Annotated in this window: 25 protein-coding genes, 1 tRNA gene and 1 riboswitch; of the genes, 15 read left to right on the forward strand and 11 right to left on the reverse strand. The window is 61.7% G+C overall.

Translation table 11 applies throughout. The features are described 5' to 3' along the window. Positions 1-127: 127 nt before the first annotated feature. Positions 128-1,543, reverse strand: coding sequence for an MORN repeat-containing protein (locus MN188_RS08155; protein ID WP_242107674.1), 1,416 nt, complete (start codon positions 1,541-1,543; stop codon positions 128-130). Between the two features lie 164 nt (positions 1,544-1,707). On the opposite strand from MN188_RS08155, the gene MN188_RS08160 reads away from it, so the two are divergent. After that, positions 1,708-3,375 (forward strand): NAD+ synthase, encoded by a 1,668-nt coding sequence (locus tag MN188_RS08160; RefSeq protein WP_242107681.1) that lies wholly within the window; start codon positions 1,708-1,710, stop codon positions 3,373-3,375. 148 nt (positions 3,376-3,523) lie between these two features. Here MN188_RS08160 and soxR read toward each other — a convergent pair whose 3' ends face one another. Continuing rightward, positions 3,524-4,006, reverse strand: coding sequence for a redox-sensitive transcriptional activator SoxR (soxR, locus tag MN188_RS08165; RefSeq protein ID WP_242107683.1), 483 nt, complete (start codon positions 4,004-4,006; stop codon positions 3,524-3,526). Between the two features lie 71 nt (positions 4,007-4,077). Here soxR and MN188_RS08170 point away from each other — a divergent pair, with 71 nt between their 5' ends. Together MN188_RS08170 and MN188_RS08175 are read left to right on the forward strand one after the other, a co-directional pair. Beyond that, entirely contained in the window at positions 4,078-4,455 is a 378-nt protein-coding gene (locus tag MN188_RS08170; RefSeq protein WP_242108943.1) for a VOC family protein, read from the forward strand. 325 nt (positions 4,456-4,780) lie between these two features. After that, positions 4,781-5,209, forward strand: coding sequence for a DUF1801 domain-containing protein (locus MN188_RS08175; protein ID WP_242107685.1), 429 nt, complete (start codon positions 4,781-4,783; stop codon positions 5,207-5,209). Between the two features lie 6 nt (positions 5,210-5,215). On the opposite strand, the gene MN188_RS08180 is transcribed toward MN188_RS08175, so the two are convergent. Further along, positions 5,216-5,614 carry a metallopeptidase family protein gene (locus MN188_RS08180; protein ID WP_242107694.1) on the reverse strand — a complete coding sequence of 133 codons (399 nt, stop codon included), beginning with the start codon at positions 5,612-5,614 and terminating at the stop codon, positions 5,216-5,218. A gap of 60 nt (positions 5,615-5,674) precedes the next feature. On the opposite strand from MN188_RS08180, the gene gltX reads away from it, so the two are divergent. Further along, on the forward strand, positions 5,675-7,000 hold the full coding sequence (gene gltX / locus MN188_RS08185; protein ID WP_242107695.1) for a glutamate--tRNA ligase: 1,326 nt from the start codon (positions 5,675-5,677) through the stop codon (positions 6,998-7,000). Between the two features lie 87 nt (positions 7,001-7,087). Beyond that, complete coding sequence (locus tag MN188_RS08190; RefSeq protein ID WP_242107698.1) at positions 7,088-8,479, forward strand: MATE family efflux transporter; 1,392 nt, start codon at positions 7,088-7,090, stop codon at positions 8,477-8,479. Here the strand turns inward: MN188_RS08190 and MN188_RS08195 are convergent. After that, positions 8,450-9,019 (reverse strand): gamma-glutamylcyclotransferase, encoded by a 570-nt coding sequence (locus MN188_RS08195; RefSeq protein WP_242107700.1) that lies wholly within the window; start codon positions 9,017-9,019, stop codon positions 8,450-8,452. The genes MN188_RS08190 and MN188_RS08195 overlap by 30 nt on opposite strands. A gap of 73 nt (positions 9,020-9,092) precedes the next feature. Further along, a riboswitch (glycine riboswitch) is annotated at positions 9,093-9,179 on the forward strand. 145 nt (positions 9,180-9,324) lie between these two features. Here MN188_RS08195 and gcvT point away from each other — a divergent pair. The 6 genes from gcvT to MN188_RS08225 all read left to right on the forward strand — a co-directional run bounded on the left by gcvT (position 9,325) and on the right by MN188_RS08225 (position 15,117). Then, a complete protein-coding gene (gene gcvT / locus MN188_RS08200) occupies positions 9,325-10,434 on the forward strand; it encodes a glycine cleavage system aminomethyltransferase GcvT (RefSeq protein ID WP_242107702.1) in 1,110 nt (369 codons plus the stop codon). Between the two features lie 19 nt (positions 10,435-10,453). Then, positions 10,454-10,813, forward strand: a complete 360-nt coding sequence (gene gcvH, locus MN188_RS08205; protein WP_242107704.1) for a glycine cleavage system protein GcvH — start codon at positions 10,454-10,456, stop codon at positions 10,811-10,813. Positions 10,814-10,876: 63 nt separating this feature from the next. Beyond that, complete coding sequence (gene gcvP, locus MN188_RS08210) at positions 10,877-13,723, forward strand: aminomethyl-transferring glycine dehydrogenase (protein WP_242107707.1); 2,847 nt, start codon at positions 10,877-10,879, stop codon at positions 13,721-13,723. 215 nt (positions 13,724-13,938) lie between these two features. Further along, entirely contained in the window at positions 13,939-14,403 is a 465-nt protein-coding gene (gene trxC / locus MN188_RS08215) for a thioredoxin TrxC (protein WP_275116150.1), read from the forward strand. Positions 14,404-14,446: 43 nt separating this feature from the next. Continuing rightward, a tRNA-Ala gene (locus MN188_RS08220) sits at positions 14,447-14,522 on the forward strand. Between the two features lie 325 nt (positions 14,523-14,847). Then, positions 14,848-15,117, forward strand: coding sequence for a hypothetical protein (locus MN188_RS08225; RefSeq protein WP_242107709.1), 270 nt, complete (start codon positions 14,848-14,850; stop codon positions 15,115-15,117). 520 nt (positions 15,118-15,637) lie between these two features. On the opposite strand, the gene MN188_RS08230 is transcribed toward MN188_RS08225, so the two are convergent. Together MN188_RS08230 and MN188_RS08235 are read right to left on the reverse strand one after the other, a co-directional pair. Further along, entirely contained in the window at positions 15,638-16,084 is a 447-nt protein-coding gene (locus tag MN188_RS08230) for a hypothetical protein (protein WP_242107711.1), read from the reverse strand. A 674-nt stretch (positions 16,085-16,758) separates the two neighbouring features. Continuing rightward, positions 16,759-17,058, reverse strand: coding sequence for an Arm DNA-binding domain-containing protein (locus MN188_RS08235; protein WP_242107714.1), 300 nt, complete (start codon positions 17,056-17,058; stop codon positions 16,759-16,761). 331 nt (positions 17,059-17,389) lie between these two features. Here MN188_RS08235 and MN188_RS08240 point away from each other — a divergent pair, with 331 nt between their 5' ends. Continuing rightward, positions 17,390-18,424, forward strand: coding sequence for an SH3 domain-containing protein (locus MN188_RS08240; RefSeq protein ID WP_242107716.1), 1,035 nt, complete (start codon positions 17,390-17,392; stop codon positions 18,422-18,424). 10 nt (positions 18,425-18,434) lie between these two features. On the opposite strand, the gene MN188_RS08245 is transcribed toward MN188_RS08240, so the two are convergent. After that, entirely contained in the window at positions 18,435-18,794 is a 360-nt protein-coding gene (locus MN188_RS08245; RefSeq protein WP_242107718.1) for a GFA family protein, read from the reverse strand. A 161-nt stretch (positions 18,795-18,955) separates the two neighbouring features. On the opposite strand from MN188_RS08245, the gene MN188_RS08250 reads away from it, so the two are divergent. Continuing rightward, positions 18,956-19,294, forward strand: a complete 339-nt coding sequence (locus MN188_RS08250; protein ID WP_242107720.1) for a carboxymuconolactone decarboxylase family protein — start codon at positions 18,956-18,958, stop codon at positions 19,292-19,294. 33 nt (positions 19,295-19,327) lie between these two features. Here the strand turns inward: MN188_RS08250 and MN188_RS08255 are convergent, their stop codons facing one another. The 4 genes from MN188_RS08255 to MN188_RS08270 all read right to left on the reverse strand — a co-directional run bounded on the left by MN188_RS08255 (position 19,328) and on the right by MN188_RS08270 (position 24,430). Next, positions 19,328-20,044: a hypothetical protein gene (locus MN188_RS08255; RefSeq protein ID WP_242107728.1), complete on the reverse strand. Its 717-nt coding sequence runs from the start codon at positions 20,042-20,044 to the stop codon at positions 19,328-19,330. A 31-nt stretch (positions 20,045-20,075) separates the two neighbouring features. Continuing rightward, positions 20,076-22,571, reverse strand: a complete 2,496-nt coding sequence (locus MN188_RS08260) for a GcvT family protein (RefSeq protein WP_242107730.1) — start codon at positions 22,569-22,571, stop codon at positions 20,076-20,078. A 228-nt stretch (positions 22,572-22,799) separates the two neighbouring features. Then, positions 22,800-23,447, reverse strand: coding sequence for a hypothetical protein (locus MN188_RS08265; protein WP_242107732.1), 648 nt, complete (start codon positions 23,445-23,447; stop codon positions 22,800-22,802). Next, positions 23,444-24,430 (reverse strand): 2-hydroxyacid dehydrogenase, encoded by a 987-nt coding sequence (locus MN188_RS08270; protein ID WP_242107734.1) that lies wholly within the window; start codon positions 24,428-24,430, stop codon positions 23,444-23,446. The genes MN188_RS08265 and MN188_RS08270 overlap by 4 nt, the downstream gene beginning before the upstream one ends. A 160-nt stretch (positions 24,431-24,590) precedes the next feature. Here MN188_RS08270 and MN188_RS08275 point away from each other — a divergent pair, with 160 nt between their 5' ends. Further along, positions 24,591-25,094 (forward strand): SH3 domain-containing protein, encoded by a 504-nt coding sequence (locus MN188_RS08275; RefSeq protein ID WP_242107743.1) that lies wholly within the window; start codon positions 24,591-24,593, stop codon positions 25,092-25,094. 1 nt (position 25,095) lies between these two features. Then, positions 25,096-26,097, forward strand: coding sequence for a capsular polysaccharide export protein, LipB/KpsS family (locus MN188_RS08280; RefSeq protein ID WP_242107745.1), 1,002 nt, complete (start codon positions 25,096-25,098; stop codon positions 26,095-26,097). Positions 26,098-26,232: the final 135 nt, after the last annotated feature.

A 26,232-nucleotide genomic window follows, 5' to 3' on the forward strand; every position in this document is an offset into this window, starting at 1 on the left:
GAACAGGAAAAGCTTGGTCAGGGTTGTGGGCAGTCTTTCAAGCGCCGGTCGCGCTATGGCTTAAAAAGCGACCACACCTGTCCTGACTAAAGGGCACTCTCACTTTTCATTCAGCCGGTCGAAAAGGTCAGTTGCCGTCTTCGTCCAGAATTCCCGCGTTCCATTCGCCGGTGACCGCATTGCCGTCGGCATAACGCACCGTGCCCTGTCCGTGGCGTTTGCCGTCTTGGAACAACCCCTCGTAGACGTCACCGTTCGCATAGATCGCGGTGCCATTTCCGGACATCTTACCCGCCTGCCAGTCGCCGTTATAGATAAAGCCGTCAGGCATGGTCAGCGTGCCCTGCCCTGCCCTGTTGCCAGCCACGAAGCCGCCCTCGTAAACAGTACCGTCGGCAAAGGTGGATTTACCCTGACCATCGCGCTTGCCCGCTTTCCAGCTGCCGACATAGGAATACCCGTCGGCGTAAGTCAGGCTACCCTGTCCGTCATACAGCGCGTTCTTGAACATGCCGTCATAGGTCGGGCCATTGGCATACGTCGCCACCCCTTGCCCTTCGATCACACCCTTGGACCAGGCGCCTTCATAGGTGTTGCCGTCAGGATAAGTGATCTTGCCACTGCCATCTGCCAGGCCTGCGCGGAACTGACCTTCGTAGATCGATCCATCGGGATAGGTCACCATCCCGGTGCCCTCGATCTGCCCCGCGACCCAGCCGCCAACATAGGTATAGCCATCGGACCCGGTAAAGGTGCCCTGGCCGTGGCGCTTGTCGCCTTCGAACCCGCCGTCATAGCTGTCGCCATTGGCATAGGTCACCTGCCCCGCGCCCGCACGTTCGCCGTTCACGAAGGGGCCGGTATAGGTATCTCCATTGGATTGCTTCAACACGCCGTCGCCATGCATCTGGCCTGCAAGCCAGCCACCTTCGAAGCGCATGCCGTCAGGGTTGGTCAGAACGCCCTGTCCTTCGCGTGCATCCGCGCGCATGTCGCCGTCATAGACCGATCCGTCAGCATAGGTAGAGCGGCCTTTGCCCTCTTTCACACCAGCAACCCAATCGCCTTCATAGACATAGCCCGAGGGGCTTTCCATCCGTCCCTGGCCGTGGTGCAGCGCGTTGCGAAAGCCGCCTTCGTATTTCACGCCGTTGGCATAGATCGCCAGACCCGCGCCGTTGATCTTTCCGTCCACCCAGTCGCCTTCGAACGTGCCGCCGTCGGCAAAGGTGATCTTGCCGAAGCCCTCGGGCTTGCCCTTTGCAAAGCTGCCTTCGTAGATTGATCCGTTAGGAAAGCGCGCCGAGCCCTGGCCGCGGATTTCACCGTCTACAAAGGTGCCAGTGTATTCATAGCCGGACGGCAGGCGATAGGTGCCCTGACCGTGCTGCAGCCCGTCCTTGAACGTGCCCTCATAGATGCCACCGTCATCGTATTGCTTGATCTCGACGCTAGTGCTGTCCTGCGCCACAGCGCCACCGGCAACGCCGGTCAAAGCCATCGCGATCGCGATCGCGCGCGTCCATCCCTGAAGATGCGACATGTTCCACCTCACCCAATACTTCGTCTTTGCGCACGTTACCCCGCGCGACTGCCCGTTCAACCTATTGGACCCCCGGTGCCAAGACAACGGTTTTGACCGGTGGCATCTTTTCCTCCGGCTGAAACCCGCTATATCTGGGCCAGATTTCAAAGGAACACCGCGCGATGAGTGACCATTTCCGCCTGACCCTGGCCCAGCTGAACCCGACCGTCGGGGCGCTTACCGCCAATGCCGACAAGGCGCGCGACGCCTGGTCACAGGCCAAGGCCGCCGACGCCGACATGCTGGCCCTGCCCGAGGCGTTCCTGACCGGGTATCAGTGCCAGGACCTGATCATGCGGCCGCAGTTCTACACCGACGCGATGGCGGAAATCGATAGCCTGGCCGCCGATTGCGCCGACGGCCCGGCAATGGGGATCGGCGCGCCCTATCACGATGGCGGCGACCTTTATAATGCCTATTACATCCTACAAGGCGGCAACATCGCAGCGCGGGTGCTGAAACAGCGCCTGCCCAACGAAACCGTATTCGATGAGGAACGCCTGTTCACCCCGGCGGACCCGCAGGGGCCCTACGCCCTTGGCCCGATCCGTATCGGCACGCCGATCTGTGAAGACGCCTGGCACCCGGAAGACGTCTGCGAGACCCTGGCCGAAAGCGGTGCGGAGTTTCTGCTGGTCCCCAACGGGTCGCCTTATTACCGCGACAAGATGGACGTGCGCATAAACCACATGGTGGCGCGCGTGGTCGAAACCGGCCTGCCGCTGATCTACCTGAACCTTGTCGGCGGGCAGGATGACCAGGTGTTCGACGGCGGCACCTTTGGGCTGAACCCGGGCGGTGAACTCGCGCTGCAAATGCCGGTGTTTGACGAAGACATCCGCCATGTCGACCTGACCCGCACCGAAGACGGCTGGCGCATAGAAAAGTCGGACCTGACCCCGATCCCGGACGCCTGGGAGCAGGATTACCGCTGCATGGTCGAAGGGCTGCGCGACTACATGGGCAAGACCGGGTTCCAAAAGGTGCTTTTGGGTCTGTCCGGCGGCATCGACAGCGCCATCGTCGCGACCATTGCGGCCGACGCGCTGGGGGCCGAAAACGTGCGCTGCGTGATGCTGCCCTCCGAATACACCTCGCAAGGGTCGCTGGACGATGCCAAGGCGGTGGCGGACAATCTGGGATGCCGCTATGATTTCGTGCCGATCGCCGAGGGGCGTGCCGCGATCACCAACACGCTGGCGCCGCTGTTCGAAGGCACCGAGGAAGGGCTGACCGAGGAGAACATCCAGTCGCGCCTGCGCGGGCTTTTCCTGATGGCGCTGTCCAACAAGTTCGGCGAAATGCTTTTGACCACCGGCAACAAGTCCGAAGTCGCGGTGGGATACGCCACGATTTATGGCGACATGGCGGGCGGCTATAACCCGATCAAGGATCTTTACAAGACCCGCGTTTTTGAGACCTGCCGCTGGCGCAACGCCAACCACCGGCCTTGGATGGCGGGGCCGGCAGGCGAGGTCATCCCACCCCGGATCATCGACAAACCGCCCTCGGCCGAGCTGCGCGAGGATCAGAAGGACGAAGACAGCCTGCCGCCCTATGACGTGCTGGACGCGATCCTGACCGGGCTGGTGGATGACGAGAAATCCGTGGCCGATCTGGTCACCGAAGGCTTTGACCAGGCCATCGTGAAGAAGGTCGAGCACCTGATTTTCATCAGCGAATACAAACGCTTCCAATCCGCGCCCGGTCCCCGCCTGACGATGCGCAGTTTTTGGCTGGATCGCCGTTACCCGATCGTGAACCGCTGGCGAGACACCAGCGCGAGGTGATCATTGCGTCCGGCTTGCCCCCGGCCGAACCGGTTTGTGACCTTCTCTGTAGAGATCTGTAGTACGGTGCTTGCGTCCTTCTCATCGCGCACCAAAACCGCCCACATCCGCAACACGTCGCTGCGAGAAAGCACAGCCCAACGCGGATTCAGTCAACATTTTCGGACGGGTCATCAGCCCCTTCCGCACGATCGCCCATCAGATAGCGGGGGCCCGGCCCGTGTCGGCGTGCGCTATCGGCGGGGTTGTAAAGAGCACATCGCTTCAGGCTCAGGCAACCGCAGCCGATGCAACTATCCAGGCTGTCGCGCAACTGCTGCATCGCGGTGATGCGGGCGTCCAGTTCCCGCCGGAACCCCCGCGCCAACCGCGTCCAGTCCGCTTTCGTCGGCGTGCGCCCGTCGGGCAGCTTTTCGATCTGGGCGCGTATTTCAGCAATGGAAAACCCCAACTGCTGGGTGATGCGCACGAAGGACAGGCGGCGAATGTCGGCGCGGTGGAATTGACGCTGCCCCCCGGCGGTGCGGATCGGGCGCACCAGCCCTTCGGCCTCGTAATACCGGATCGCGGACACGGCCAACCCGGTGCGCGTGGCCATCTGGCCGATCGACATCATTGCTTTTGGTGCCATTATTTCCCTCTTGATCTAAAGTTTACTTGAGCAATTAAAACTATTCTATCAAGAGAATCACAACGGAGAATATCATGGCCTTCCTGGAACACCTGAACCTGACCGTCAGCGACCCGATGCGCACCGCTGACATGTTGTGTGACCTGTTTGGCTGGCGTGTGCGCTGGCAAGGTCCCTCAATAAACGGCGGGCTGACGCTGCATGTGGGCAGTGATGACAGCTACCTTGCGGTCTATTCGATGGGGGGCACCGCGAAGGCGGCGCGGACCTATGAAACCATCGGCGCGCTGAACCACATCGGGGTGGTGGTCGATGATCTGGACGCGACCGAGGCACGGGTGCGCAGTGCGGGGTTTGTCCCACACAATCACGATGACTATGAGCCAGGGCGACGGTTCTATTTCCACGATCACGACGGGGTCGAGATCGAGGTCGTATCTTATGCCTGATCGCAGGACAACAGGGCAGAGGCACTATCAGCCGCGACGCCCAGGCTTCCCCGTGCCTCGCCTTTGCTACGGGTGACAATCATGTTTCGCCCAAGATCCGGGCCGGCCTTGCACGTCGTGTCGGCGATCAGATTGTGCGGCCGCGACAGCCCGTGCGCTGGTCCGACGGGGCCTGGAACACTTTGCGCGCGGTGATGCGCTGCTCTCTGGCCACCGACAGGCATCGGTGATCCTTTCTGGGTCCCAATCGGCGATGATTGACCCTGCGTTAAGCAGCTTTCCGCCAGCCGTTGACGCCACTGGGCGAAACCTGCCAAGCTTGCGCATGGCCCAGAACAAGACCCAGCCCACCGACGCGTCCCTTGCCACGTTTCTGGACAAGGTGGAGCCAGCGCGCCGACGCGACGACGCCCGCGCACTGGATGCGCTGTTTCGCGAGGTCACGGGGTTTGAGCCGGTGCTCTGGGGCCCATCAATCGTCGGCTATGGGCGATATCACTACCGCTATGACAGCGGGCGCGAAGGGGATTTCCTAGCCACCGGGTTTTCCCCGCGCAAGGCAAACTTGTCGCTCTATATCATGCCGGGATACGCAGATTTCAGCGGTATTCTGGACCGGCTTGGCAAACACAAGCTTGGAAAATCATGCCTTTATATCAACAAATTGGACGATATTGACCCGGAGGTTCTGAAAGAGCTGATCCGCGCAGGGCTCAAGGACCTGAACCGCCGCTGGGCTGTCACTGCCAACTGAACACGCTTATTCCCACCACCGGTCAATCGCCGCAATGTCGTCGTCGGACCAGCCAAAGTGATGCGCAAGCTCATGCACCATGATATGTGACACCAGCGCGCCCAGGGTTACATTGCCCCGCGCCGCCCATTCATCCAGGATCGCCCGGCGAAAAAGCCAGATCGTGTCGGGCTGCTGCGGCTGGTCCAGCACCGATTTCTGCGTCATCGGAATGCCGTCATACAGCCCCGTCAGGCCGAACGGATCGTCGATGTCCAGATCGTCCAGCATGTCGTCCGGCGCCAAATCACGGACGTGGACCACCACGTCACGCGCCAGCGTGCCGAACGGCGCTGGCAACGCAGCAAGCGTTGTGGCGGCCAGGGCTTCGATGTCCGCGGCGCTGGGGGCAATCAGATGATCCATGTCGTCAGATATGGACAAAACCGGGCCGGTATGAAAGAGCATCGGCGCAAGGAGATCACCATGACCACCACCCGTTTCGCGCCCTCGCCCACCGGATACATCCACGTCGGCAACCTGCGCACCGCGCTGTTCAACTACCTGATCGCTGCCAAATCCGGCGGCACATTCATCCTGCGCCTGGATGACACCGACCCTGAGCGGTCGAAACAGGAATATGCCGACGCGATCATGGAAGACCTGGAATGGCTGGGCCTGACCTGGGACCGGGTGGAGCGTCAATCCGACCGGTTGGACCGCTATGAGGACGCAGCCCAGCAGCTGCGCGACATCGGTCGGTTCTATGAGGCGTTCGAGACGCCGACCGAGCTGGACCTGAAGCGCAAGAAGCAGCTGAACATGCACAAGCCACCGGTCTATGACCGATCCGCGCTGGCCCTGTCCGAGGACGAAAAGGCCGCATTGCGGGCTGAGCGCGGCAACGGTGTTTGGCGTTTCAAGCTGGATCACGAACGTATCGAGTGGACCGACGGCATCCTGGGCGATCTGTCGATCGACGCGGCCTCGGTGTCCGATCCGGTTCTGATCCGGGGCGACGGGCAGTTCCTCTATACGCTGGCCAGCGTTTGCGACGACGTGGATTTCGGTGTCACCAATGTGGTGCGTGGCTCGGACCACGTGACCAACACCGCGACCCAGATCCAGATCATTCAGGCGCTTGGCGGCACCCTGCCCGCCTTTGCCCACCACAGCCTGTTGACCGGCCCCCAGGGTGAGGCGCTGTCAAAGCGTCTGGGCACCCTGGCCCTGCGCGACCTGCGCGAAGCAGGCGTGCAGCCGGCAGCCCTTCTGTCGCTGATGGCGCGGCTGGGGTCATCACAACCGGTCGAGCTGCATGGCTCGCTGGACGAGATCATCGAGGGCTTCGACATTTCGACCTTCGGCGCGGCGCCGACCAAGTTTGACGTGCAGGATCTGTATCCGCTAACCGGCCGTTATCTGGCCGGGTTGTCAGTGTCCGAGGTGGCCGCCACGCTGGCCGAGCTGGGCGTGCCCGCCGAATTGGCCGAGCCGTTCTGGACCGTCGCACGTGAAAACATCACCACGCTGAAGGACCTTGGTCCCTGGTGGACCCTGTGTCGCGACGGTGCCGATCCGCTGATCGATGACGAAGACGCGGACTTCATCGCCCAGGCGATGACGCTTTTGCCGGACGGACCTTACACTGCCGACAGCTGGGGCGCGTGGACGAACGCAGTAAAGGACGCGACCGGGCGCAAGGGCCGAGGTCTTTTCATGCCACTGCGCAAGGCCGTGACCGGCATGACGAACGGCCCGGACATGTCCGCGTTGATGCCGCTGTTGCAGGTGATCCGCGCCAAGGGATAATTCCCCATACATCACTGTGCGAATACGAAGGGCCCCTGCGCAACGCAGGGGCTTTTCTTTTCGCGCCTCGCCCTTCATCCTGCACCGATGGCAAACGCTCAGGCGAAATTCCTCGAAGGCAATCTTTTGCGCCACATCACGGTGATGGCGTTGACAGCCTCGGTCGGCTTGATGGCGGTGTTCCTGGTCGACCTGGTCGACATGATCTTCATCTCGATGTTGGGCAAGGATGAGCTGGCCGCGGCCGTGGGCTATGCCGGGGCGATCTTGTTCTTCACCTCGTCCTTCGGCATCGGCATGTCGATCGCAGCCGGCGCGCTGGTGGCGCGCGCACTGGGCGAAGGCGACACCCGGATGGCCAGCCGCCGGGCGGCCACATCGCTGCTTTATGGTGTGCTGTTCGGCGCGGGATTTGCAGCGCTTGTCTGGGTCAATATCCGCCCGCTGGCGCAGCTGATGGGGGCCACGGGCGACACGTTGGACCTGTCGGTAGGCTATCTTCAGATCATCATCCCGTCGCTGCCGCTGTTGCTGGTCGGCATGGTTGGTGGCGCGATCCTGCGCGCCCACGGGGATGCCCGCCGCGCGATGGTCGCGACAATCTTGGGCGGTGTGGTGAACGCGGTTCTGGACCCGATCCTGATCTTCGGATTCGGGCTTGAACTGACCGGCGCCGCGCTGGCCTCGGTCGCCGCACGTGTGACCATCGGCGCCACCGCGCTTTACCCGATCTTTCGCTGGCATGGCGGATTGGAGCGCCCTACTGCAGCCGAATTCCGGGTTGATTTCCCCGCCATCGTGGCGATCGCCTTGCCCGCGATCCTGACCCAGTTCGCCACCCCGATCGGCCAAGCTTATGTGACCCGCTCAATGGCGCAGTTCGGCTCGGACGCGGTGGCGGGCATGGCGATCATCTCGCGACTGGTCCCGGTGTCCTTCGGGGTGATTTTTGCCCTGTCTGGGGCAATCGGGCCCATTATCGGCCAGAACTTCGGCGCCGGGCGCCACGATCGTGTGCGCGGCGCCTATCGCGACGGGCTGATTTTTACCGCATTGGTGGTCATCCTGGTGACCGCGCTTCTGTTCTTGTTGCGAGGACCCATCGCCGATCTGTTCAACGCGACCGGCCTGACCCGCGACTTGGTGTTCCTGTTCTGCGGCCCACTGGCGCTGGCCTGGGTGTTCAACGGCGTGCTTTTTGTGTCGAACGCGGCGTTCAACAACCTGGGCCATCCCTATTATTCGACCTGGCTGAACTGGGGGCGCCACACGCTGGGCACGATCCCGTTCGTGATCCTTGGCGCGGGTTGGTATCAGGGCGCGGGCGTTCTGTTTGGTCAGGCGTTCGGCGGGCTGGTCTTCGCCGCGCTTGCCATGCTTCTGGTGCGCCGGGTCATGCGGCAGAAGGAAGCCCCGGTGACGGACGAACCGTTCCGCCGCCAGGCCCGCCTAATCCAGCTGTTTCACAACCGCCGATAGCCGTCCCAGCCCGTCGTCGACCACGTCGCGCTCCTCGGCGCTCAGCACCTGGGCGCGGGGATAGATCGGCGCGGCGCGATCATCCAGGATCGGCGCGTGCCAACCTTCGGTCGTTTCAAAGAAATGCTGCGCGCCTTCGGGTCCGAACTCGTTCAGAAACCCCTGCACAACCGTGTCGAGATAGGACAAGAGCACCGGGTTGTCCGCATCCGGGGTGCGGTGAAACCCGTCGGGGATCGCATAGATCGCTACGTCCAGCTGCCGGTCGATGTCATGGCTGACATGGGGCGTGGCATCGTGGCGATCGTACGCGCGTTCGCGTTCGTCCAGCGCGGCCCAATCCGCCCCCGGCACCGCCGCGATCAACCCGTCGATGTAATCCTCTGCCGCTGGCACCACGGTCAGAAACGACACATCCCGCAGCGGCGTGTGGCGCCACGCCCGCCGCCAGCCGCGCACCGATGCGGTGCTGGCGTGCAGGTAGTCATGCGTGCGCCGATTCACCAGCGAACCATAGCCGAAGAAAAACGGGTCTTTCATACCCGCGCAGACTGGCGCGGCATGCGGTGGAATACAAGTGCTTGCCTGAACGCCACACCCGCGCTACCTATGAGCCATCGCATCGGGAGAATCTGGTTCTCCAGTGCCGAAGGAGCAACCGCCCCGGTAAACTCTCAGGCCCATGGACCGATGCGGTGGATAGGACTCTGGAGAGTGGTGCGGACGCACCCGCCGAAGGGATAACGATCTCAGGCGACAGGACAGAGGGGGCATCGCTGGGCGCAACATGCGCCTGTTCGATGCCGGGCGCATGCATTCCGGCAAGTGAGTTTGGGAGGAACGGCATGGGCGAGCTGAAGCGTACGGGGCTTTACGATCTGCACATCGAACTGGGCGCCAAGATGGTGCCTTTCGCAGGCTATGAAATGCCGGTGCAATACCCGATGGGTGTGATGAAAGAACACCTCCATACGCGTGCGTATGCTGGCCTGTTCGATGTCAGCCACATGGGCCAGGTCATCCTGCGCGGTGACGATCCGGCCGGCGCGTTGGAGCGTCTGGTGCCGGTGGCGCTGAAGGCGCTTGCCGACGGGCGGCAACGCTATGCCATGTTCACCAATGACGATGGCGGCATACTGGACGACCTGATGGTCGCCAATCGTGGCGACCACCTGTTTTTGGTGGTGAACGCCGCCTGCAAGGACGCCGACATTGCCCATATGCGCGCGGGCCTGCCCGATTGCGACGTTGAGGTGATCGAGGACCGCGCCCTGCTGGCCCTGCAAGGCCCGGCCGCCGAGGCCGCCCTGGCGCAGATCGCGCCGGTGGCCGACATGACGTTCATGGACGTGGCCGTGCTGAGCTCGGACTTCGGAGATCTGTGGGTGTCCCGCTCGGGTTATACCGGCGAGGACGGGTTCGAGATTTCGGTCGAAAACAGCCAGGCCGCCGCGCTTGCCAAGGCGCTTCTGGCGATCGACGCGGTCGCGCCGATCGGTCTGGGCGCGCGCGACAGCCTGCGGCTTGAGGCCGGGCTGTGCCTGTACGGCAATGACATCGACACCACCACCAGCCCGGTCGAAGCGGCGCTGGAATGGGCGGTGCAGAAGGTGCGCCGCACCGGCGGCGACCGCGCGGGCGGATTTCCCGGCGCGGATCGCATCCTGGCCGAGTTCGACCAGGGCTCCAGCCGCCGCCGGGTCGGGCTGTTGCCCGAAACCCGCGCGCCCATGCGCGCCGGCACCGAATTGTTCGCGACCGAGGACGCCACCGACCCGATCGGCACCGTGACCTCGGGCGCCTATGGCCCCTCGATCGAGGCGCCGATGTCGATGGGCTATGTCACCACCGAACACGCCGCAACTGGCACGATCATCTTTGGCGACGTGCGCGGCAAACGACTGCGGGCGAAAGTGGCCGACATGCCCTTCCGCCCGTCCACCTACAAACGCTGAACCCAACAGGAGACCCCCCATGAAATTCACCGAAGAACACGAATGGCTGCGCGAAGAAGACGGCGTGATGGTCGTCGGCATCACCGAACATGCGGCCGAACAGCTGGGCGATGTCGTCTTTGTCGAACTGCCCGAAGTGGGCACCGAAGTGTCCAAGGATGAAGAGATCGTTGTGATCGAAAGCGTGAAGGCCGCAAGCGACATCCTGTCGCCGCTGGACGGCGAGATTGTCGAAGTGAACCCGATGCTTGAGGAAGACCCCGGCAAGGTAAACGAAGACGCGCAAGGCGATGCCTGGTTTTTCAAGATCAAGCCGTCGGACCTGTCGCCGATGGACGATTACATGGACGAAGCCGCCTACAAGACTTTCATCGGTTGATCTACAGATGGGCCGCTCGTCCCCCTAGGGGCGTTGAGCGGCCGCTGCCCCGGAGACAGACACATGCCTTTTACGCCCACCGGCTACCTGCCCTATGACTTTGCCAACCGCCGCCACATCGGCCCGTCGCCGTCCGAAATGGCCGACATGTTCACCGCAGTTGGGGTCAAGGATCTTGACGATCTGATCGACCAGACCGTGCCTGAAAACATCCGTCAGGCCGAGCCGCTGGACTGGGGGCGCGCGCGGTCCGAGCGGGAAGCTTTGCACCAGATGCGGGTGACCGCGGCGAAGAACAAGGTTCTGCGGTCGCTTCTGGGCCAGGGCTATCACGGCACGGTCACGCCGCCGGTGATCCAGCGCAACATACTGGAAAACCCGGCCTGGTACACGGCTTATACACCTTATCAGCCGGAGATCAGCCAAGGGCGGCTTGAGGCGCTTTTGAATTTCCAGACAATGGTCAGCGACCTGACCGGGCTTGAGATCGCCAACGCCTCGCTGTTGGACGAGGCCACCGCTTGCGCCGAGGCGATGGTGATGGGCCACCGCGTCGCAAAATCGAAGGCCAAGGGCTTTTTCGTCGACGAGAACAGTCACCCACAAAACATTGCGGTGATGAAAACCCGCGCAGCCCCACTGGGGATCGAGATTATCGTCGGCGATCCCGAAGCCGATCTGGTTCCCGAAGATGTGTTCGGTGCAATCTTTCAATACCCCGGAACATACGGCTACGTACGGGACTTCACCGACCAGATCGCCGCGCTGCATGCGGTCAAGGCCGTGGGCATCGTCTCTGCCGATCCGCTGGCTCTGACCGTGCTGAAAGAACCCGGCGCAATGGGTGCCGACATCGCCGTCGGATCGACCCAGCGCTTTGGCGTTCCGGTGGGCATGGGTGGCCCCCACGCGGCCTATCTGGCCACAGCGGACCGTCACAAACGGGCGATGCCAGGCCGTATCGTGGGCGTCAGCGTGGACGCGCGCGGCAACAAGGCCTATCGCCTGTCGCTGCAAACGCGGGAGCAGCACATCCGCCGCGAAAAGGCCACCTCGAACGTCTGCACTGCGCAGGCGTTGTTGGCGGTCATGGCGTCGTTCTATGCGGTGTTCCACGGCCCCGAAGGGTTGAAGGCCATCGCCCAGCGCATCCACCGCAAGACGGTGCGCATGGCGAAGGGGCTGGAGGCCGCCGGGTTTGAGGTAACGCCGAAGCATTTCTTTGACACGATCACGGTCAATGTCGGTCCGCTGCAGAAAACCGTGATGAAAAGCGCGGTTGAAGAAGGCATCAACCTGCGCCCGGTGGGCGACGACCGGATCGGCATCACGCTGGACGAAGCGACCCGCCCGGGCACGGTCGAATCCATCTGGCGCGCCTTCGGGATTGCCCGCAAGGATGACGATTTCACCCCCGAGTATCGCCTGCCCGATGCGATCCTGCGCACCTCGGATTACCTCACACACCCCGTGTTCCATATGAACCGGGCTGAAACCGAGATGATGCGTTACATGCGCCGTCTGGCAGACCGCGATCTGGCGCTGGATCGCGCGATGATCCCGCTGGGCAGCTGCACGATGAAGCTGAACGCCGCCGCCGAGATGATGCCGGTCAGCTGGCGCGAGTTCTCGATGATCCATCCGATGGCGCCGGCGGATCAGACCGAAGGCTATACAATCCTGATAGAGGATCTGAAGGACAAGCTGTGCCTGATCACCGGCTATGACGCCATGTCGATGCAGCCCAATTCCGGCGCGCAGGGCGAATATGCCGGGCTGTTGACCATCGCCGCCTATCATCGGTCACGTGGGCAAGAGCGCAACATATGCCTGATCCCGATCTCGGCGCATGGCACCAACCCGGCCTCGGCCCATATGGCCGGTATGGACGTTGTGGTGGTGAACTCGGCCGAAAACGGTGACATCGACGTTGCGGATTTCCGCGCGAAGGCCGAGGCGGCGGGCGACAAGCTGGCCGCCTGCATGATCACCTATCCGTCGACCCATGGTGTGTTCGAAGAAACCGTGCGCGAAGTCTGTGACATCACTCATGAATTCGGCGGCCAGGTCTATATCGACGGGGCCAATTTGAACGCGATGGTGGGTCTGTCGAAACTGGGTGAAATTGGCGGCGACGTCAGCCACCTGAACCTGCACAAGACCTTCGCCATCCCCCACGGCGGCGGTGGCCCAGGCATGGGGCCGATCGGCGTCAAGGCGCATCTGGAACCGCACCTGCCCGGCAACGGGCTGATCGGCGAAGAGGGCGCGGTGTCCTCCGCCCCCAACGGGTCGGGATCGATCCTGCCGATTTCCTGGGCCTATGTGCTGATGATGGGCGGCGCCGGGCTGACTCAGGCCACCCGCGTGGCGATCCTGAACGCGAACTACATCGCGGCCCGGCTGAAGGGCGCCTATGAGGTGCTGTTCACGGGGCATGCGGGGCGCGTGGCACATGAATGCATCCTGGACACCCGTCCGTTTGCCGAAAGCGCGGGGATCACGGTCGAAGACATTGCCAAGCGCCTGATGGACAGCGGTTTTCACGCGCCGACCATGTCCTGGCCGGTGGCGGGCACGCTGATGATCGAACCTACCGAAAGCGAAACCAAGGCCGAGCTGGACCGGTTCTGCGATGCAATGCTGTCGATCCGCGCGGAAATCCGCGACATCGAAGAAGGGCGGATGGACGCGGAAAACAACCCGCTGAAAAACGCCCCACACACGGTCGAAGACCTGGTGGGCGACTGGGACCGGCCCTATAGCCGTGAACAGGGCTGCTTCCCGGCCGGAAGCTTCCGGGTCGACAAATACTGGTCGCCGGTGAACCGCGTCGACAATGTCTATGGTGATCGGCACTTGATCTGCACCTGCCCGCCACTCACTGACTACGTCGACACGACGGAATGACCCACGCGCCCGCCTTCCCCGCGTCAAGGCGGGGTGGGAGGGAGCCACCTTGGAGAGGGGCGACGCTGGTGCTTGCCTGTAGATGGTCGTCTGACAAAGCGGAAAGTGCCAGCAAAGAGTCGAGAGCCGCAGCCCCAGCATCCCTTCAGGTGGAACAAACCTAGTTCACACCCTTGATTTCCTTCCGTGGCAAGCTCACATATGCGGAAACACGAATGTTTCTGGAGGCCCCAATGGCGGCAAGCTCGAAAATGACCTGTTTGGACTGTGGTGCCGTGAACCGCGTGCCCAACGACAAGCTGGGCGCAGGTCCTAAATGCGGCACCTGTGGAACCAAGCTGAACGAAGGCAAGGTGCGTGAGATAGATCCAGCCATTCTGGCCAAGGCGATGAAGAACGACGACACGCCGCTTTTGGTCGATTTCTGGGCGCCATGGTGTGGCCCGTGCCGGATGATGGCCCCGGCCTTTCAGCAGGCCGCTGGCGCGCTGGCCCCACAGGCACGTCTGGCCAAGATCAATACCGAGGATTTTCCGAAGGTCAGTCAGAAAAACAACATCCGCGGCATTCCGGCTCTGATCCTGTACCAAAACGGGCGCGAGGTCGCGCGACAGGCGGGCGCGATGCCAGCAAATGCAATCGAGCAATTCGTGCGCACGAAGGCCAAAATGCCAGGCTAGCGGCTTGACTTCCCCTGGCGGGGAAGCCAGATACCACCGCGATGGGGCCGTAGCTCAGTTGGGAGAGCGCGTCGTTCGCAACGACGAGGTCGTCGGTTCGATCCCGATCGGCTCCACCAAATACTCCATATAAATCAGCACCCTACCTTCAGTTTCGCGGCGAGGCCCAACACTTCACCCCTCATTCTGGCGTTGATGCATGGGCAATAGGTATGAATGTCTCAGCCGATCAAAATTTCACCTGCCGAGGTTTGGTGCTTTTGGTGCTTCCCCTCAAGCCCTCGCCAGCAGGCCAGTCAGATCACCATGACAGCACACCTTCGATGGCTGGTGCTCTTGGTTACATTTCGTAGAGGAATGCGCTGTTTCAGCCGCATGACGCCCCATCGACACCTCTGAAAGCCTGTGCTCGGATCGCGCAAAGCGGTCAGATTGGAGGAAAAGATGATGATCGCAGACAGCCCAGCCCCTGAGAAAGTCTACCTGCTGCTTGGCGAGCTTCTACGCGATGACGGGATTGAGGAACCCACGCGCGAGAATATCGCCTGCCTGTTGGGATATGCCCTTACCTTCGCGCACATCAACATCGCTGACGCAGAAGAGGAGGACGCCAGGGACAAGCAGGGGCCAGCCCAAATGGCGGAAGACGCGATTGCCACGGCTTTCGCGTATCATGAGCATTACCGCGAAGCCGCCAGTGGCCTGAGAATGTGAGGCAGCCTTCGGGCCACGGCACCTCAAACGACTGCTGCGGCCCCTCAGGCAGTGTGTGGGGCGCGGCTGGCGCTTTCTCGGGTGGGGGAGCCCTTGCCAACCCACCCACCATTACTCCGGCACGCAATTTCTGTGTGCGGATCTGAGGCCCCAGCGTGGACCAGTTACCTGAATGTTGACTTACCCTGACGCGGCGCTGACTGGCATGACTGAGGGAAGCGGTCGGCGCTGACGCAGTTTTGCGCGAGCCTGACTGGGGCCACCCCACCCCCAGGGGCACCCCCAACGCACGTCCCGCTTTTGGGTATTGGGCGACCCGAGAAAATTTTCAGAAATCTCCTTCAGCGCCTGAAGAGCAAAAGGCTGGTCGACGAGGAAGGCCTACTGTGCGGGCGAAGCGGTCATTCCCAGTGGTTGCAGTATCGGGATGCAGTGCTTTGCGAGTTGGACGGCGAACATGCCATGGTCCTAGCGGTCAGGCATTAGCGAGAGGAGGGATATTCCTTTTCCGGAAGGGCGGCTAAGGTTGTGTAAGCAGCACCACAGCGATGTTTCCAAGCGAAGTGTTGAGAAACCGATCTCGGTGCATTAATTCACCATTCACGATGTAGAGATTTGCCACCTCGTAAAACTGATAAACTCCGTCCTCATCAGGAATGCGAACCCGGCTGACTGTCCCCATTTCGGCAGCCTCCTCGTCGCTCACATCAAACAGCTTGAAGTAAATCTCATTAGCGCTCAGCGCTACTTGCCTTAAGATTACAAGCACCTCTTGTTCTTCGGTGGTCCGCTCATCGACAAAATAGCAGCCGGCTTCCAGCCCGCCGACGGTGACGGCCGTGCCACCGGCAACGAGCAACGTAATTGGCGCAGTAAGGGCGGCAAGCACACTCGCCGCAAATCCGCTGCCTCCGATGATGCCTATGGTTCCGGCGCCCGAAGCTCCTGCAATAGTCGATCCCAACATCAAGGTTCCGCTGGTTGCGTGTGGGAAGAAGTAAAGTCCCCCCAAAGTCATGGTAGCGGGCCCAACGGTCGACCCAGCACCACCTGCTGTGACAGTCGCAACCGCAGCCTCAGGACTGACCAACTGGCTGAGCCGATAGTCACAAATCCCGGAATAAGAGCTCGTAACGCATAAAAGCGAAAGGCCTGCACTGAGACTTAAGGTTCTGATCACTGACTGGCTCCGCGAAAAGGAAATCCTGAAAACTTTCGGCCTACGAGGCCAGCAGATCAAGCTCTTTTCTCGCCGCGCAGGGCGCTTGCTTCTACCTAGGGCTCGAAGCGCCATCTGCCACTCGGTCAAACAAGGCAGAAGATTGATCAAGTTCAAACCTTCTGTGTTTGCTAGTCTTCTGAATACAACGGAAGCCAGCAAATGCCAACCAAACGCCAGATCATGTTCGCCGCAGAGATAGCTCAGGCCGCGCGTGAGGCCCGAAGGGCACTTCCGCGAGGAAGACCTGCCAAGCGCAACCTGACGGCCTTCCAGCACGCAAAAAGGGAATGGGCATATTGACGAGACTGTGTCTGCCCCGACTAGGGGGCACCCCCACCCCCAGGGGCACCCCCGGCCCCGCTCCCAGTTTTCGTTATTGGACACCCCGAGAAAATTTTGCTGTCAAAATGTGACCAGCTTCATTCGACTAGCCAGCGGGCCTCTCCAACTCGCAAAGCGGATTCCCGCGCTCTAGCCAGAGTGACAACTGGTGGAGACCCTAGCCCCATCTCTCGCCGCCTACCTTGAATAGTGAGCCGTTGGCCCCAACGCCTGGCGCCATTCTTCTCCACTAGAAGGAACAGGCCATGCCCATCGAAATGCCGTCCCGGATTTGCTGTTTTTACCGCAACTGCACTGAGCCGGTTGGTCTGATGCCTGCCCCTAGACTTAATGCCACCGCATTTTGGTGCGTCAGGCTGACTTTTCTCGGCTGTCATCTCAATTCACCCATCTATTTACCCCTCATTATCTTGGAGATGTTCTAGGAATTATCAAGAGCTCCCAGGAAGAGAATTTTGTCCTTTACGTTGATATCGCAAGCTTTTCATAGGTTATACCCCTTAACTGACAAGAGAGTTCGATCCCGATCGGCTCCACCAAATTCCCGATATTTCACCCAATCAATCGGCGGCTTCTTGCCGGTTTTCGACCTTTCTTGTGCCAATTGATCCAACGCATTCCATCCCACCTAGGCTGAAGTGACGATGGTTTATTAAGGTATTCAACCGGGGGCATTTTGCCGAACATCCGGGGCTAGGGAGGGTCGCTATGAAACAGAGACAGCATTTGACGCGGGGTATCGCCGTTGGGGTGATCCTTGCCTTGAGCGCGCCCGCGGCCCTGGCCACCGAGGCCGCCGCGAGGGTTGACCTGAACGTGCGCACAGGCCCCGGAACATCCTTTGGCGTGGTCGACACACTGGACGCCGGAGAACGCGTCGAAGTGGTCGAGTGCCAGCCGAACGCCTGGTGCTATGTCGATCATGCCGGGCCGAATGGCTGGGTCAGCTCGACCTATCTCAGAAACATCCCCGCGCCTGCACCGGGCGGCGGGGCGTTGGGATCGAATTGCAAACTGCAGTTCACTGTCGGCCCAGACGGGCCGAAGCTCGCAGTCGTATGCGAAGAGCCCGAACCGGAACCCGCGCCCGAACCGGACCCGACACCGGTCGTCGACCGCGCCTGTTTTTTCCGCGAAGCAAACTACCGTGGTGCGCATTTCTGCTTTGGCATCGGGAACCTGAACCGGCTCAGCGCGACCTACAACGACAAGATTTCTTCGATTAGCCTGGAAGGTGCTGTCCGTGCGCGGGTTTGCACCGATCGGGGTCACGAGGGCACCTGCCGCACCATCACGTCAGACACCCCGATGCTTGGGCGGCTGCTTAACGACCGTATCTCGTCGCTTAGGGTTTTCATGGCCGACCCGATGCCTGAACCGACCCCGCCCAGACCTTCGACCCATTCCACCGGCCGACTGGACATCGCGTCCAGCTATACCGCTGATCTGGATCGCGGCCTTGTGGCCGGTGGTGGCGCCGATATCTGGCACCATGCTATCAATGCTGCGGTTCGGCGATTGGAGCCGCAGAACGGTGCAAAACTGGCGCTGGGAGATGGCAGCAACCGTGGCTACGCGGGTTGCCTGGACGCCGACTTCAGCTCGGCCTCGCTTCCCTTCGCCTCGCTCACCGAAGGCACCTATGTCTGCGTAAAAACCAGCGCCGGCCGCATCTCGCAGTTCCGCGTGAACGGTTATTCCGGCACGACGTTGCGCATCGGCTATACGACCTGGTCCAACTGACCCGGGGCGGCTAGTCGAGAAACTCCCAGGTGTCCGCACCGTCGAAATGGCGGATGCGGATGCCTTCGATGTCGGCGGGATCGGCCAGCGCCAGGTTCAGCGCAAAACGGTCATTGGTCAGCCCTGTCCAATGGGTAGTACAGCCGCAGGTCTTGCAGCTGTGAAACGCCAGTTCCTTGTCACCCCAGACATATTGCAGCGTCGCACCGTCGCCCGCGTGGATCACACCTGTGTTCGGCGGGCAATGGGTCCACAGGGTTCGATAGCGGCGGCAAATCGAACAATTGCAGCTGACAAGGAAATCCGGTCGTCCGACTTCAAACGTCACCGCGCCGCAATGGCAGGATCCTTTGATGGGCATGTCGGTCATAACTGTCTCCCTTTGCCCCATGGTTTGCTGGGCGGGGCCGGATTGCAACCCCCTCCCCTCACGTAAACACATCGAAAAAGCTGCATTTATCTGATTTCGATCAAGGTGTCCTGCAATGCGGCATGGTCTGGCACGAGCAACGAATTCGAAAGGATAATGCAATGAGCTGGAACGACAAATTCACTACCCTGAAAGGGCAAATCCGCGGACTGAACGCCGCCAACCCTGCCGCAACCAAAGGCTTTGGTGGTCTTTCCAAGGCCGTGAAAGAAGACGGTGTGGTCGAATTCAAGACCAAGGAATTCGTGGCCCTGGGCATCGCTGTCGCCACCAAATGCGAAAGCTGCATCATGTTCCATGTCAACGCCCTGATCCGTATCGGCGCGACGCGCGAAGAGGTGGCCGACGTGCTGGGCATGGCCATTCAGATGGGCGGTGGGCCGTCGCTGATGTATGCCTCGAAGGCACTGGACTGTTTTGACGAGATGAGCGCGAAATGATGCGTAGCGGCCTTGGCTTCGTGCCAGGGCTGCCTATCGGGCGCCCGGAAGCGTTACCCAGACATGATCGAAATCCGCCCCGGTCATGACTTCTGTGATCAGGTGGCGCAGCGCTTTGTCACCACCGGCCTGGGCGACGTCCTCAACCAGGACCATCGCCGCGCCATAGGCCTGTTTCCACCCCAGCTGTGTGACAACCCGGCCCCATTGGCGCGCCGTGCGCACCTGCTTGATCCGTGCAATCCGCTCGGGCGTCGGCGCGCTTAGCCTGTCATCGCGTGAGATGTAACTCGCCAGCCCTTCGTCGAACCAGGATGGGAACCGATGATCAAGCACGTCGCGAAGCCCCATGCGGCGGTGCAGCTCGGCGTGGCTGAGCTCATGCGCCATGATCATGCGGTTCACACCTTTCGGGCCCAGCGCCACAACGTGATAGGCCCAGGTCTTGCCGCGCGGCCCACCCTTTCCCAGATAGGTCGTCTTGCACGGCGCGGTGGTGCACAAGATGATGCGTGGGTCGCTTTGTGCCGGGCCGAAGAATCGCGCCACTTGGGCACGAGCCTGCTCCAGATCGCGCAAGGCTTTCTCCGCCTTGACCCTATCATCAATGAAGACATTTGGCGCGATCTGTACCACGCCCGGCGGAGAGCTCCGCAAGGCGCGACCCAAACCGCCGTTGGCAAACGAAACGCTGGCGCTTAGTCCAAGCACCAGCGACAGGATCAAAGTGATCGAAAACCGTTTACGCATGCCCAACAAGTGGGCATGCACGCAGGCGACGTCAACCATCCACGCGGATGGTGGCGTTCTTCGGATCATAGGGGCTGTCTTCGACGATCTCGGCGTCCCAGAGCTGCCCCATTATCTTGACCTTCAGCTTCTGGCCGACCACGGCCAGATCGGGGCTGACATAGCCCATGCCGATCGACTTGCCGAAATGCACGGAATAGCCGCCCGAGGTCAGACGCCCGACCTTGGTGTCCCCGTCAAACAGCGCCTCGCGGCCCCAGGGGTCGGCATCGTCCGGCCCGTCGATCAAAAGCGTCACGCATTTCGAGCGGATGCCCTTGGCGACCATGGCGTCCTTGCCGTGGAAGTCCTTCTCCAAGTCGATGAAGCGCGGCAGGTCGGCCTCGGCGGGCGTTGCGTCGCGGCCCAGTTCGGTGCCAAAGGCGCGATAGGATTTTTCCTGCCGCAGCCAGTTCTGGGCGCGGGCGCCGACCAGCTTCATGCCGTGCTTTTCACCGGCACCCACCAGCAGATCCCACAGGTAGTTCTGCATTTCGATCGGGTGATGAAGTTCCCAGCCCAGCTCGCCGGTATAGGCAACGCGGATCGCATTGACGGGGCACATGCCCAGTTCGATCTTGCGCGCCGTCAACCACGGGAAACGCTTGTTCGACAGGGCCGTGGACGGGTCGGCATCGACGATCACCTCGTTCAGAACATCCCGTGATTTCGGCCCGGCGATGGCGAAGACGCCCCATTGCGTGGTCACGTCCTGGATCTCGATATAGCCGAACTCGGGCGCCTTGTCCTCGGCGGCCTTGCGCAGGTAATCGGCGTCGTATTCGGTCCAGGCACCGGCTGAGACGAGGTAATAATTGTCCTCGCCATTGCGCACGATCGTGTATTCCGTGCGTGTCGTGCCGTGGGCGGTCAACGCATAGGTCAGGTTGATCCGGCCAATACGCGGCAGCTTGTTGCAGGTGAACCAGTCCAGAAACGCGGTCGCGCCGGGGCCTTTGACCACGTGCTTGGTGAAGGCGGTTGCGTCGATCAGGCCCACGCCTTCGCGCACGGCCTTTGCTTCTTCGACCGCATATTGCCACCAGCCCCCGCGCCGGAAACTGCGGCTGTCGATGTCGCTGAACCCGGCCGGGGCATAGTAGTTCGGGCGTTCCCACCCATTGACCCAGCCAAATTGGGCACCTTTGGCGGCCTGGCGGTCATAGGCGGGCGAGGTTCGCAGCGGACGGGCCGCCGGGCGCTCTTCGTCCGGGTGGTGCAGGATATAGACGTGTTCGTAGCATTCCTCGTTTTTGCGTGCGGCGAACTCGGTCGTCATCCAGGACGAGGAATAACGTTTCGGATCCAGCGAAGCCATGTCGATCTCGGCCTCGCCATCGACCATCATCTGGGCCAGGTAATAGCCGGTGCCGCCCGCCGCCGTGATACCGAAGCTGAAGCCTTCGGCCAGCCACATGTTGCGCAGGCCCGGCGCGGGACCGACCAGCGGGTTGCCGTCCGGTGTGTAACAGATCGGGCCGTTGAAATCGTCCTTAAGGCCGGAGTCCGCGCACGAGGGCACGCGTTCGGTCATCGCCATATACTGCTCGGCGATCCGGTCCAGATCGAGCGGGAACAGGTCGGCCCGGAAGCTGTCGGGCACGCCATGTTCAAAACGAGCCGGGGCGCCGTGTTCATAGATCCCCAAGATCCAGCCGCCGCGCTCTTCGCGGGCATAGCTTTCGCTGTCTGCGTCGCGCACGACCGGATGCTCGGGGTTGCCCGCCTCGCGCCATTTGACCAATTCGGGGTCCTTGTCCATCACGATAAACGTGTGCTCGACCGGGATGGCGGGTATCTTAATGCCCAGCATCTTGGCGGTGCGTTGCGCGTGGTTGCCGGATGCGGTCACAACATGTTCGGCGGTGATCACCACCTGTTCGTCGCTGGCGACCAGGTTGCCGCCCTTTTCCACCATCTTGGTGCAGGTGACTTCCCAATGCGTACCGGTCCAATGGAACGCGTCGGCCTGCATCTTGCGCACGATCTCAACGCCACGCTGACGCGCGCCCTTGGCCATCGCCTGGGTCACGTCGGCGGGGTTAATGTAACCATCCTCGGTGTGATACAGCGCGCCCTTCAGGTCGTCGGTGCGGATAAGCGGCCAGCGTTCCTTGATCTCATCCGGGGTCAGGAACTCATAGTTGATGCCCACGGTGTCGGCGGTCGAGGCATAGAGTTGGTACTCGTCCATCCGCGCGTCGGTCTGGGCCATGCGCAGGTTACCCACAACGGCAAACCCGGCGTTCAACCCGGTTTCGGCCTCAAGCTCTTTGTAGAACTTGACGGAATAGTCGTGAATGTGGGTCGTCGCGTAGGACATGTTAAACAGCGGCAACAGTCCGGCGGCGTGCCAGGTCGAGCCCGAGGTGAGCTCATCACGCTCAAGCAGCATCACGTCATCCCAGCCAGCCTTGGCCAGGTGATAGGCGATCCCGGTGCCAACGGCTCCACCGCCGACGACAAGTGCTTTTACGTTGGTTTTCATGGGGCGACTCCCTTGGGGAAAATTTTCTGCCTTACATTGGCGCATCGCGCCGCAACGCGCAAAACCAGCCCGACGCATATTCGTGCAAAAACGACTTGCGGCGAATGCCAACGCGCCGCGCGCGCCCACAAGGCCAAATGCGGACATGCTTATCCTGCGTGCGTCAGGGCCCCTTTGGTTACCGCCGTGTTCTTGCCGCGCCGCAGGTCGGTGCGAAAAAGCCCCGGTCTAGCGCGCCAAGGCGGCTTCGAAATTGCCCAGTGGCAGGACTGGATTGATCAGCTCGTAAAGCTCGCGCCGCCGGGGTGCGTTGGGTTCGAACAGGCGGTAGCAGACGTAGTCTTCGATCATTGCCGCCTGCTGTTCAAAGCCATAGCTCAGGAAGGTGCGGGTCGGGTCGGCTTCATAAAAATACGGGTCGCGGTTGCCCACACTTTCTGCCCCCGAGGTCGACGGCGTATAGTCCGTGCGTGCTCGGTTCTGCCATTGCCAGACGTGCACCAGTTCATGTGCCATGAGAAGCGCGTGGGGCAGCAGCACCGAGTTGGGCCAGCCCTCCATCATGTCGGAACGGTAGAAATCGGATTTCAGATAGACCTCGTTCCACAACACGAACCCGGCCGGGTATTGCCAACCCAGGCGCGGGCTGGGCACACGTTTGCACATACCTTTCGGAGGTTTGCGGGGTGGCGGCGCGTCGGCATCGACGTTGGGGGTCTTGTCGCGCGGCAGTGGCACCACGCCGATCCCTGCCTGCACGATGATCCGGTCCGTGTTCAGGCTGTCGCCAAACAGCGCTTTGGCAAAGTCTTCTTCCCCAGGCGCAAGGCCACGGGCGCATCCGGCGACCAGAAAAAGCGCAAAAAGCGCCCTCACAGCATGCCCGGCACCACCTGATCGGGTGGACGGTGGCCGTCGTCGAAGGTCTTGATGTTAATGATCACCTTTTCACCCATCTCGATCCGCCCCTCGTGGGTGGCGGAGCCCATGTGCGGCAAGGCCACGACATTGGGCAGATCGCGCAGGCGCGGGTTGATCTCGGCCCCGTGTTCATAAACGTCCAGCCCGGCCCCGGCGACATCACCTGCGCGCAACATGCGAGTCAGGGCGTTTTCGTCGATCACCTCGCCGCGCGAGGTGTTCACGATCACCGCGTCGGGTTTCATCAACTTCAGCCGGCGGGCGTTCATCAGGTGGAAGGTCGACGGGGTGTGCGGGCAGTTGATGGAAATCACGTCCATGCGCGCCACCATCTGGTCCAGGCTTTCCCAGTATGTGGCCTCAAGCGGCCCCTCAAGGTCAGGGTGCAGCCGTTTGCGGTTGTGGTAATGCACCTGCATGCCAAACGCGCGGGCGCGCGCGGCGACGGCCTGACCGATCCGGCCCATGCCAAGAATGCCCAGGCGTCGGCCCGCGATGCGGTGGCCCAGCATGCCGGTGGGCGACCAGCCTTGCCATTTGCCCTCGGCCATCAGGCGGATGCCTTCGGGGAACCGGCGGGTGACAGCCAGGATCAGCGCAAGCGCCATGTCGGCGGTGTCATCGGCGGAGACGCCGGGGGTGTTGGACACCAGAATGCCGCGCTGACGGGCGGTCGAAACATCGATATGGTCGATCCCCGCGCCATAGTTCGCGATCAGCTTCAGCCGTTCGCCGGCTTGCGCCAGCAGCTTCTGGTCAATCTGGTCGGTCAGCGTCGGCACCAGCACGTCGCAGCGTTTCATCGCCGCCGCCAGCTCATCGCGCGTCATTGGCGTGTCGTCGTCACGCAGTTCGACATCGAAGAGTTCCTTCATCCGGGTCTCGACAACCTCGGGCAACCGTCGCGTGACAACAACACTCAGACGTTCAGGGGCCATGCGCACCCTCCCTCTTCTTTTCTTTCGCGTTTCTCCCTGCCAAAGTGGCAAGGAACGCGGGCAGGCACAAGCGCCGGTTGGCAGCTTGTGCGAAAAAGACCCTGCGGGATGGCAGTGTATGGCCCGATGGTGGGCCGTGAGAGTGGGTGAGGATCGCCGAATGCGATTTTTCGGGGCAGTTTTGGCCGGAAGTCTGGCCGTTTTCATAGCCGTAAGCGCGCAAGCGAAGGACCAGGAACGTGGCGCGGTCACGAACCTGCCGATACCTCGTTTCGTGTCGCTGAAGACCGGCGAAGGCAACGTGCGGCGCGGTCCGTCGCTGACTCACCGAATCGACTGGGTGTTCAAAGCGCGCGGCATGCCGCTTGAGGTGACCGGCGAGTTCGGCCACTGGCGCCGGGTGCAGGACCGTGATGGCGTTGGCGGTTGGGTTCATTATTCGCTTCTGTCTGGTGTGCGCACGGCGATCGTCGAAACCGACCTGACCCCGCTGTATTCCCGCGCCGACCCCGAAAGCGCCGTGAACGCCTATCTCGAAGCCGGGGTCATCGCCCGCATCGACCAATGCGCGGTGGAGTGGTGCCGCATCCGCGCCGAGGGCCATAAGGGCTGGACCCCGAAGCCAACCCTTTGGGGCGTGCGCGCGGGCGAGGTCATTGACTGACATGGACCATGTCACCTCCAAACGCAGCGCCAAACGGGTCGCGCCGGGGCGCGCGGTGGTGATCCATGCCAACGAGGGTTGGCTGGCCCGCCTTCAGGACGAAAAGATCGACGCGGTGCACAAGATCGCAACTCGCGCGACACGGGAGGGTTACCAGGTGCTGACGGTGGCAGCAGGCAGCAAGGCTGCGGCTGTTCTGGACGCGCGCCCACACGATGACGCGCACGGTGACCTTCGCCTGATCCTGGGCGGCGCGACAGGGCTGGCCACCAACACGCTACACCTGCATCCCGGGCCTATCTGGGGTTTTTGGTATCTTGATGAGCTGGGAATTGGCGGTCAAAGCTCGATACGATTTGCACAGTTCTGCGCCGAATTGGTGGACTACGACAAAGCCAAGTATTTCTTCGACGGGGTCACCGGTTACATGCTGCGCGAGAACATCTCGCAATCCCCACAAGAGGTGCGCATGCACGCCCCCCTGCGCGGCGCGAAGGCGGTGATCTTCTGCCAGGACATCGAGGCGCAGAGCCCCCGCACACATTACCTGACGAACGAAGAGATGATCCGCACCGTGGCCGAGCACGACCGCGACGCGCGAATCTATGTGAAACTGCACCCGGCACAATCCCGTTCCAGCCGCCGGGCACTGATGGATGTGACACAGGATTATCCGAACGTGAAGCTGTCCGAGGCGAGCATTCACGATCTGATCGAAGCCGCGGACCTTGTGGTGACCCAGACGTCGACCACAGGGTTCGAAGCCCTGATGCAGAAATGCCCGGTCATCACCTGCGGCAAAACGGAATACTGGCAAGCCACGCTGACCGCCCACACCGCCGCCGACCTGCGCGAGGCGCTGGAGTTCGGGGCTGAAGCTATGGCCGCGTTCCCGTATGAGAAGTACTTTTATTGGTTTCTGGGCCTGCGCCTGCTGGAACCTGCAAAGGATAAATTCGCCGCGCGCGCCTGGGCGCGCTTGCGCGACAAGGCGTTCCTGTGACGCCCTATTCGTCCTGCTAGCAGCCTCACACCGCGACGATCAAACGTGAATTCAGTCCATGATGGAGCACCAAGTTTGCGCGCCCTACGCCGACAACAGCGCAGGAGGTGACATCAAGCACCTTCCTCTAGACAA

Source organism: Aliiroseovarius subalbicans (genome assembly GCF_022678625.1).
GTDB classification, from domain to species: Bacteria; Pseudomonadota; Alphaproteobacteria; order Rhodobacterales; family Rhodobacteraceae; genus Aliiroseovarius_A; species Aliiroseovarius_A subalbicans.

Bases quoted from the DNA above. Each gene is read 5' to 3' on its own strand.
- MN188_RS08155 (WP_242107674.1), bottom strand. From the start codon at position 1,543: ATGTCGCATCTTCAGGGATGGACGCGCGCGATCGCGATCGCGATGGCT.
- MN188_RS08160 (WP_242107681.1), top strand. From the start codon at position 1,708: ATGAGTGACCATTTCCGCCTGACCCTGGCCCAGCTGAACCCGACCGTC.
- soxR (WP_242107683.1), bottom strand. From the start codon at position 4,006: ATGGCACCAAAAGCAATGATGTCGATCGGCCAGATGGCCACGCGCACC.
- MN188_RS08175 (WP_242107685.1), top strand. From the start codon at position 4,781: ATGGCCCAGAACAAGACCCAGCCCACCGACGCGTCCCTTGCCACGTTT.
- MN188_RS08180 (WP_242107694.1), bottom strand. From the start codon at position 5,614: ATGGATCATCTGATTGCCCCCAGCGCCGCGGACATCGAAGCCCTGGCC.
- gltX (WP_242107695.1), top strand. From the start codon at position 5,675: ATGACCACCACCCGTTTCGCGCCCTCGCCCACCGGATACATCCACGTC.
- MN188_RS08190 (WP_242107698.1), top strand. From the start codon at position 7,088: ATGGCAAACGCTCAGGCGAAATTCCTCGAAGGCAATCTTTTGCGCCAC.
- MN188_RS08195 (WP_242107700.1), bottom strand. From the start codon at position 9,019: ATGAAAGACCCGTTTTTCTTCGGCTATGGTTCGCTGGTGAATCGGCGC.
- gcvT (WP_242107702.1), top strand. From the start codon at position 9,325: ATGGGCGAGCTGAAGCGTACGGGGCTTTACGATCTGCACATCGAACTG.
- gcvH (WP_242107704.1), top strand. From the start codon at position 10,454: ATGAAATTCACCGAAGAACACGAATGGCTGCGCGAAGAAGACGGCGTG.
- gcvP (WP_242107707.1), top strand. From the start codon at position 10,877: ATGCCTTTTACGCCCACCGGCTACCTGCCCTATGACTTTGCCAACCGC.
- trxC (WP_275116150.1), top strand. From the start codon at position 13,939: ATGTTTCTGGAGGCCCCAATGGCGGCAAGCTCGAAAATGACCTGTTTG.
- MN188_RS08225 (WP_242107709.1), top strand. From the start codon at position 14,848: ATGATGATCGCAGACAGCCCAGCCCCTGAGAAAGTCTACCTGCTGCTT.
- MN188_RS08230 (WP_242107711.1), bottom strand. From the start codon at position 16,084: ATGTTGGGATCGACTATTGCAGGAGCTTCGGGCGCCGGAACCATAGGC.
- MN188_RS08235 (WP_242107714.1), bottom strand. From the start codon at position 17,058: ATGACAGCCGAGAAAAGTCAGCCTGACGCACCAAAATGCGGTGGCATT.
- MN188_RS08240 (WP_242107716.1), top strand. From the start codon at position 17,390: ATGAAACAGAGACAGCATTTGACGCGGGGTATCGCCGTTGGGGTGATC.
- MN188_RS08245 (WP_242107718.1), bottom strand. From the start codon at position 18,794: ATGACCGACATGCCCATCAAAGGATCCTGCCATTGCGGCGCGGTGACG.
- MN188_RS08250 (WP_242107720.1), top strand. From the start codon at position 18,956: ATGAGCTGGAACGACAAATTCACTACCCTGAAAGGGCAAATCCGCGGA.
- MN188_RS08255 (WP_242107728.1), bottom strand. From the start codon at position 20,044: ATGCGTAAACGGTTTTCGATCACTTTGATCCTGTCGCTGGTGCTTGGA.
- MN188_RS08260 (WP_242107730.1), bottom strand. From the start codon at position 22,571: ATGAAAACCAACGTAAAAGCACTTGTCGTCGGCGGTGGAGCCGTTGGC.
- MN188_RS08270 (WP_242107734.1), bottom strand. From the start codon at position 24,430: ATGGCCCCTGAACGTCTGAGTGTTGTTGTCACGCGACGGTTGCCCGAG.
- MN188_RS08275 (WP_242107743.1), top strand. From the start codon at position 24,591: ATGCGATTTTTCGGGGCAGTTTTGGCCGGAAGTCTGGCCGTTTTCATA.
- MN188_RS08280 (WP_242107745.1), top strand. From the start codon at position 25,096: ATGGACCATGTCACCTCCAAACGCAGCGCCAAACGGGTCGCGCCGGGG.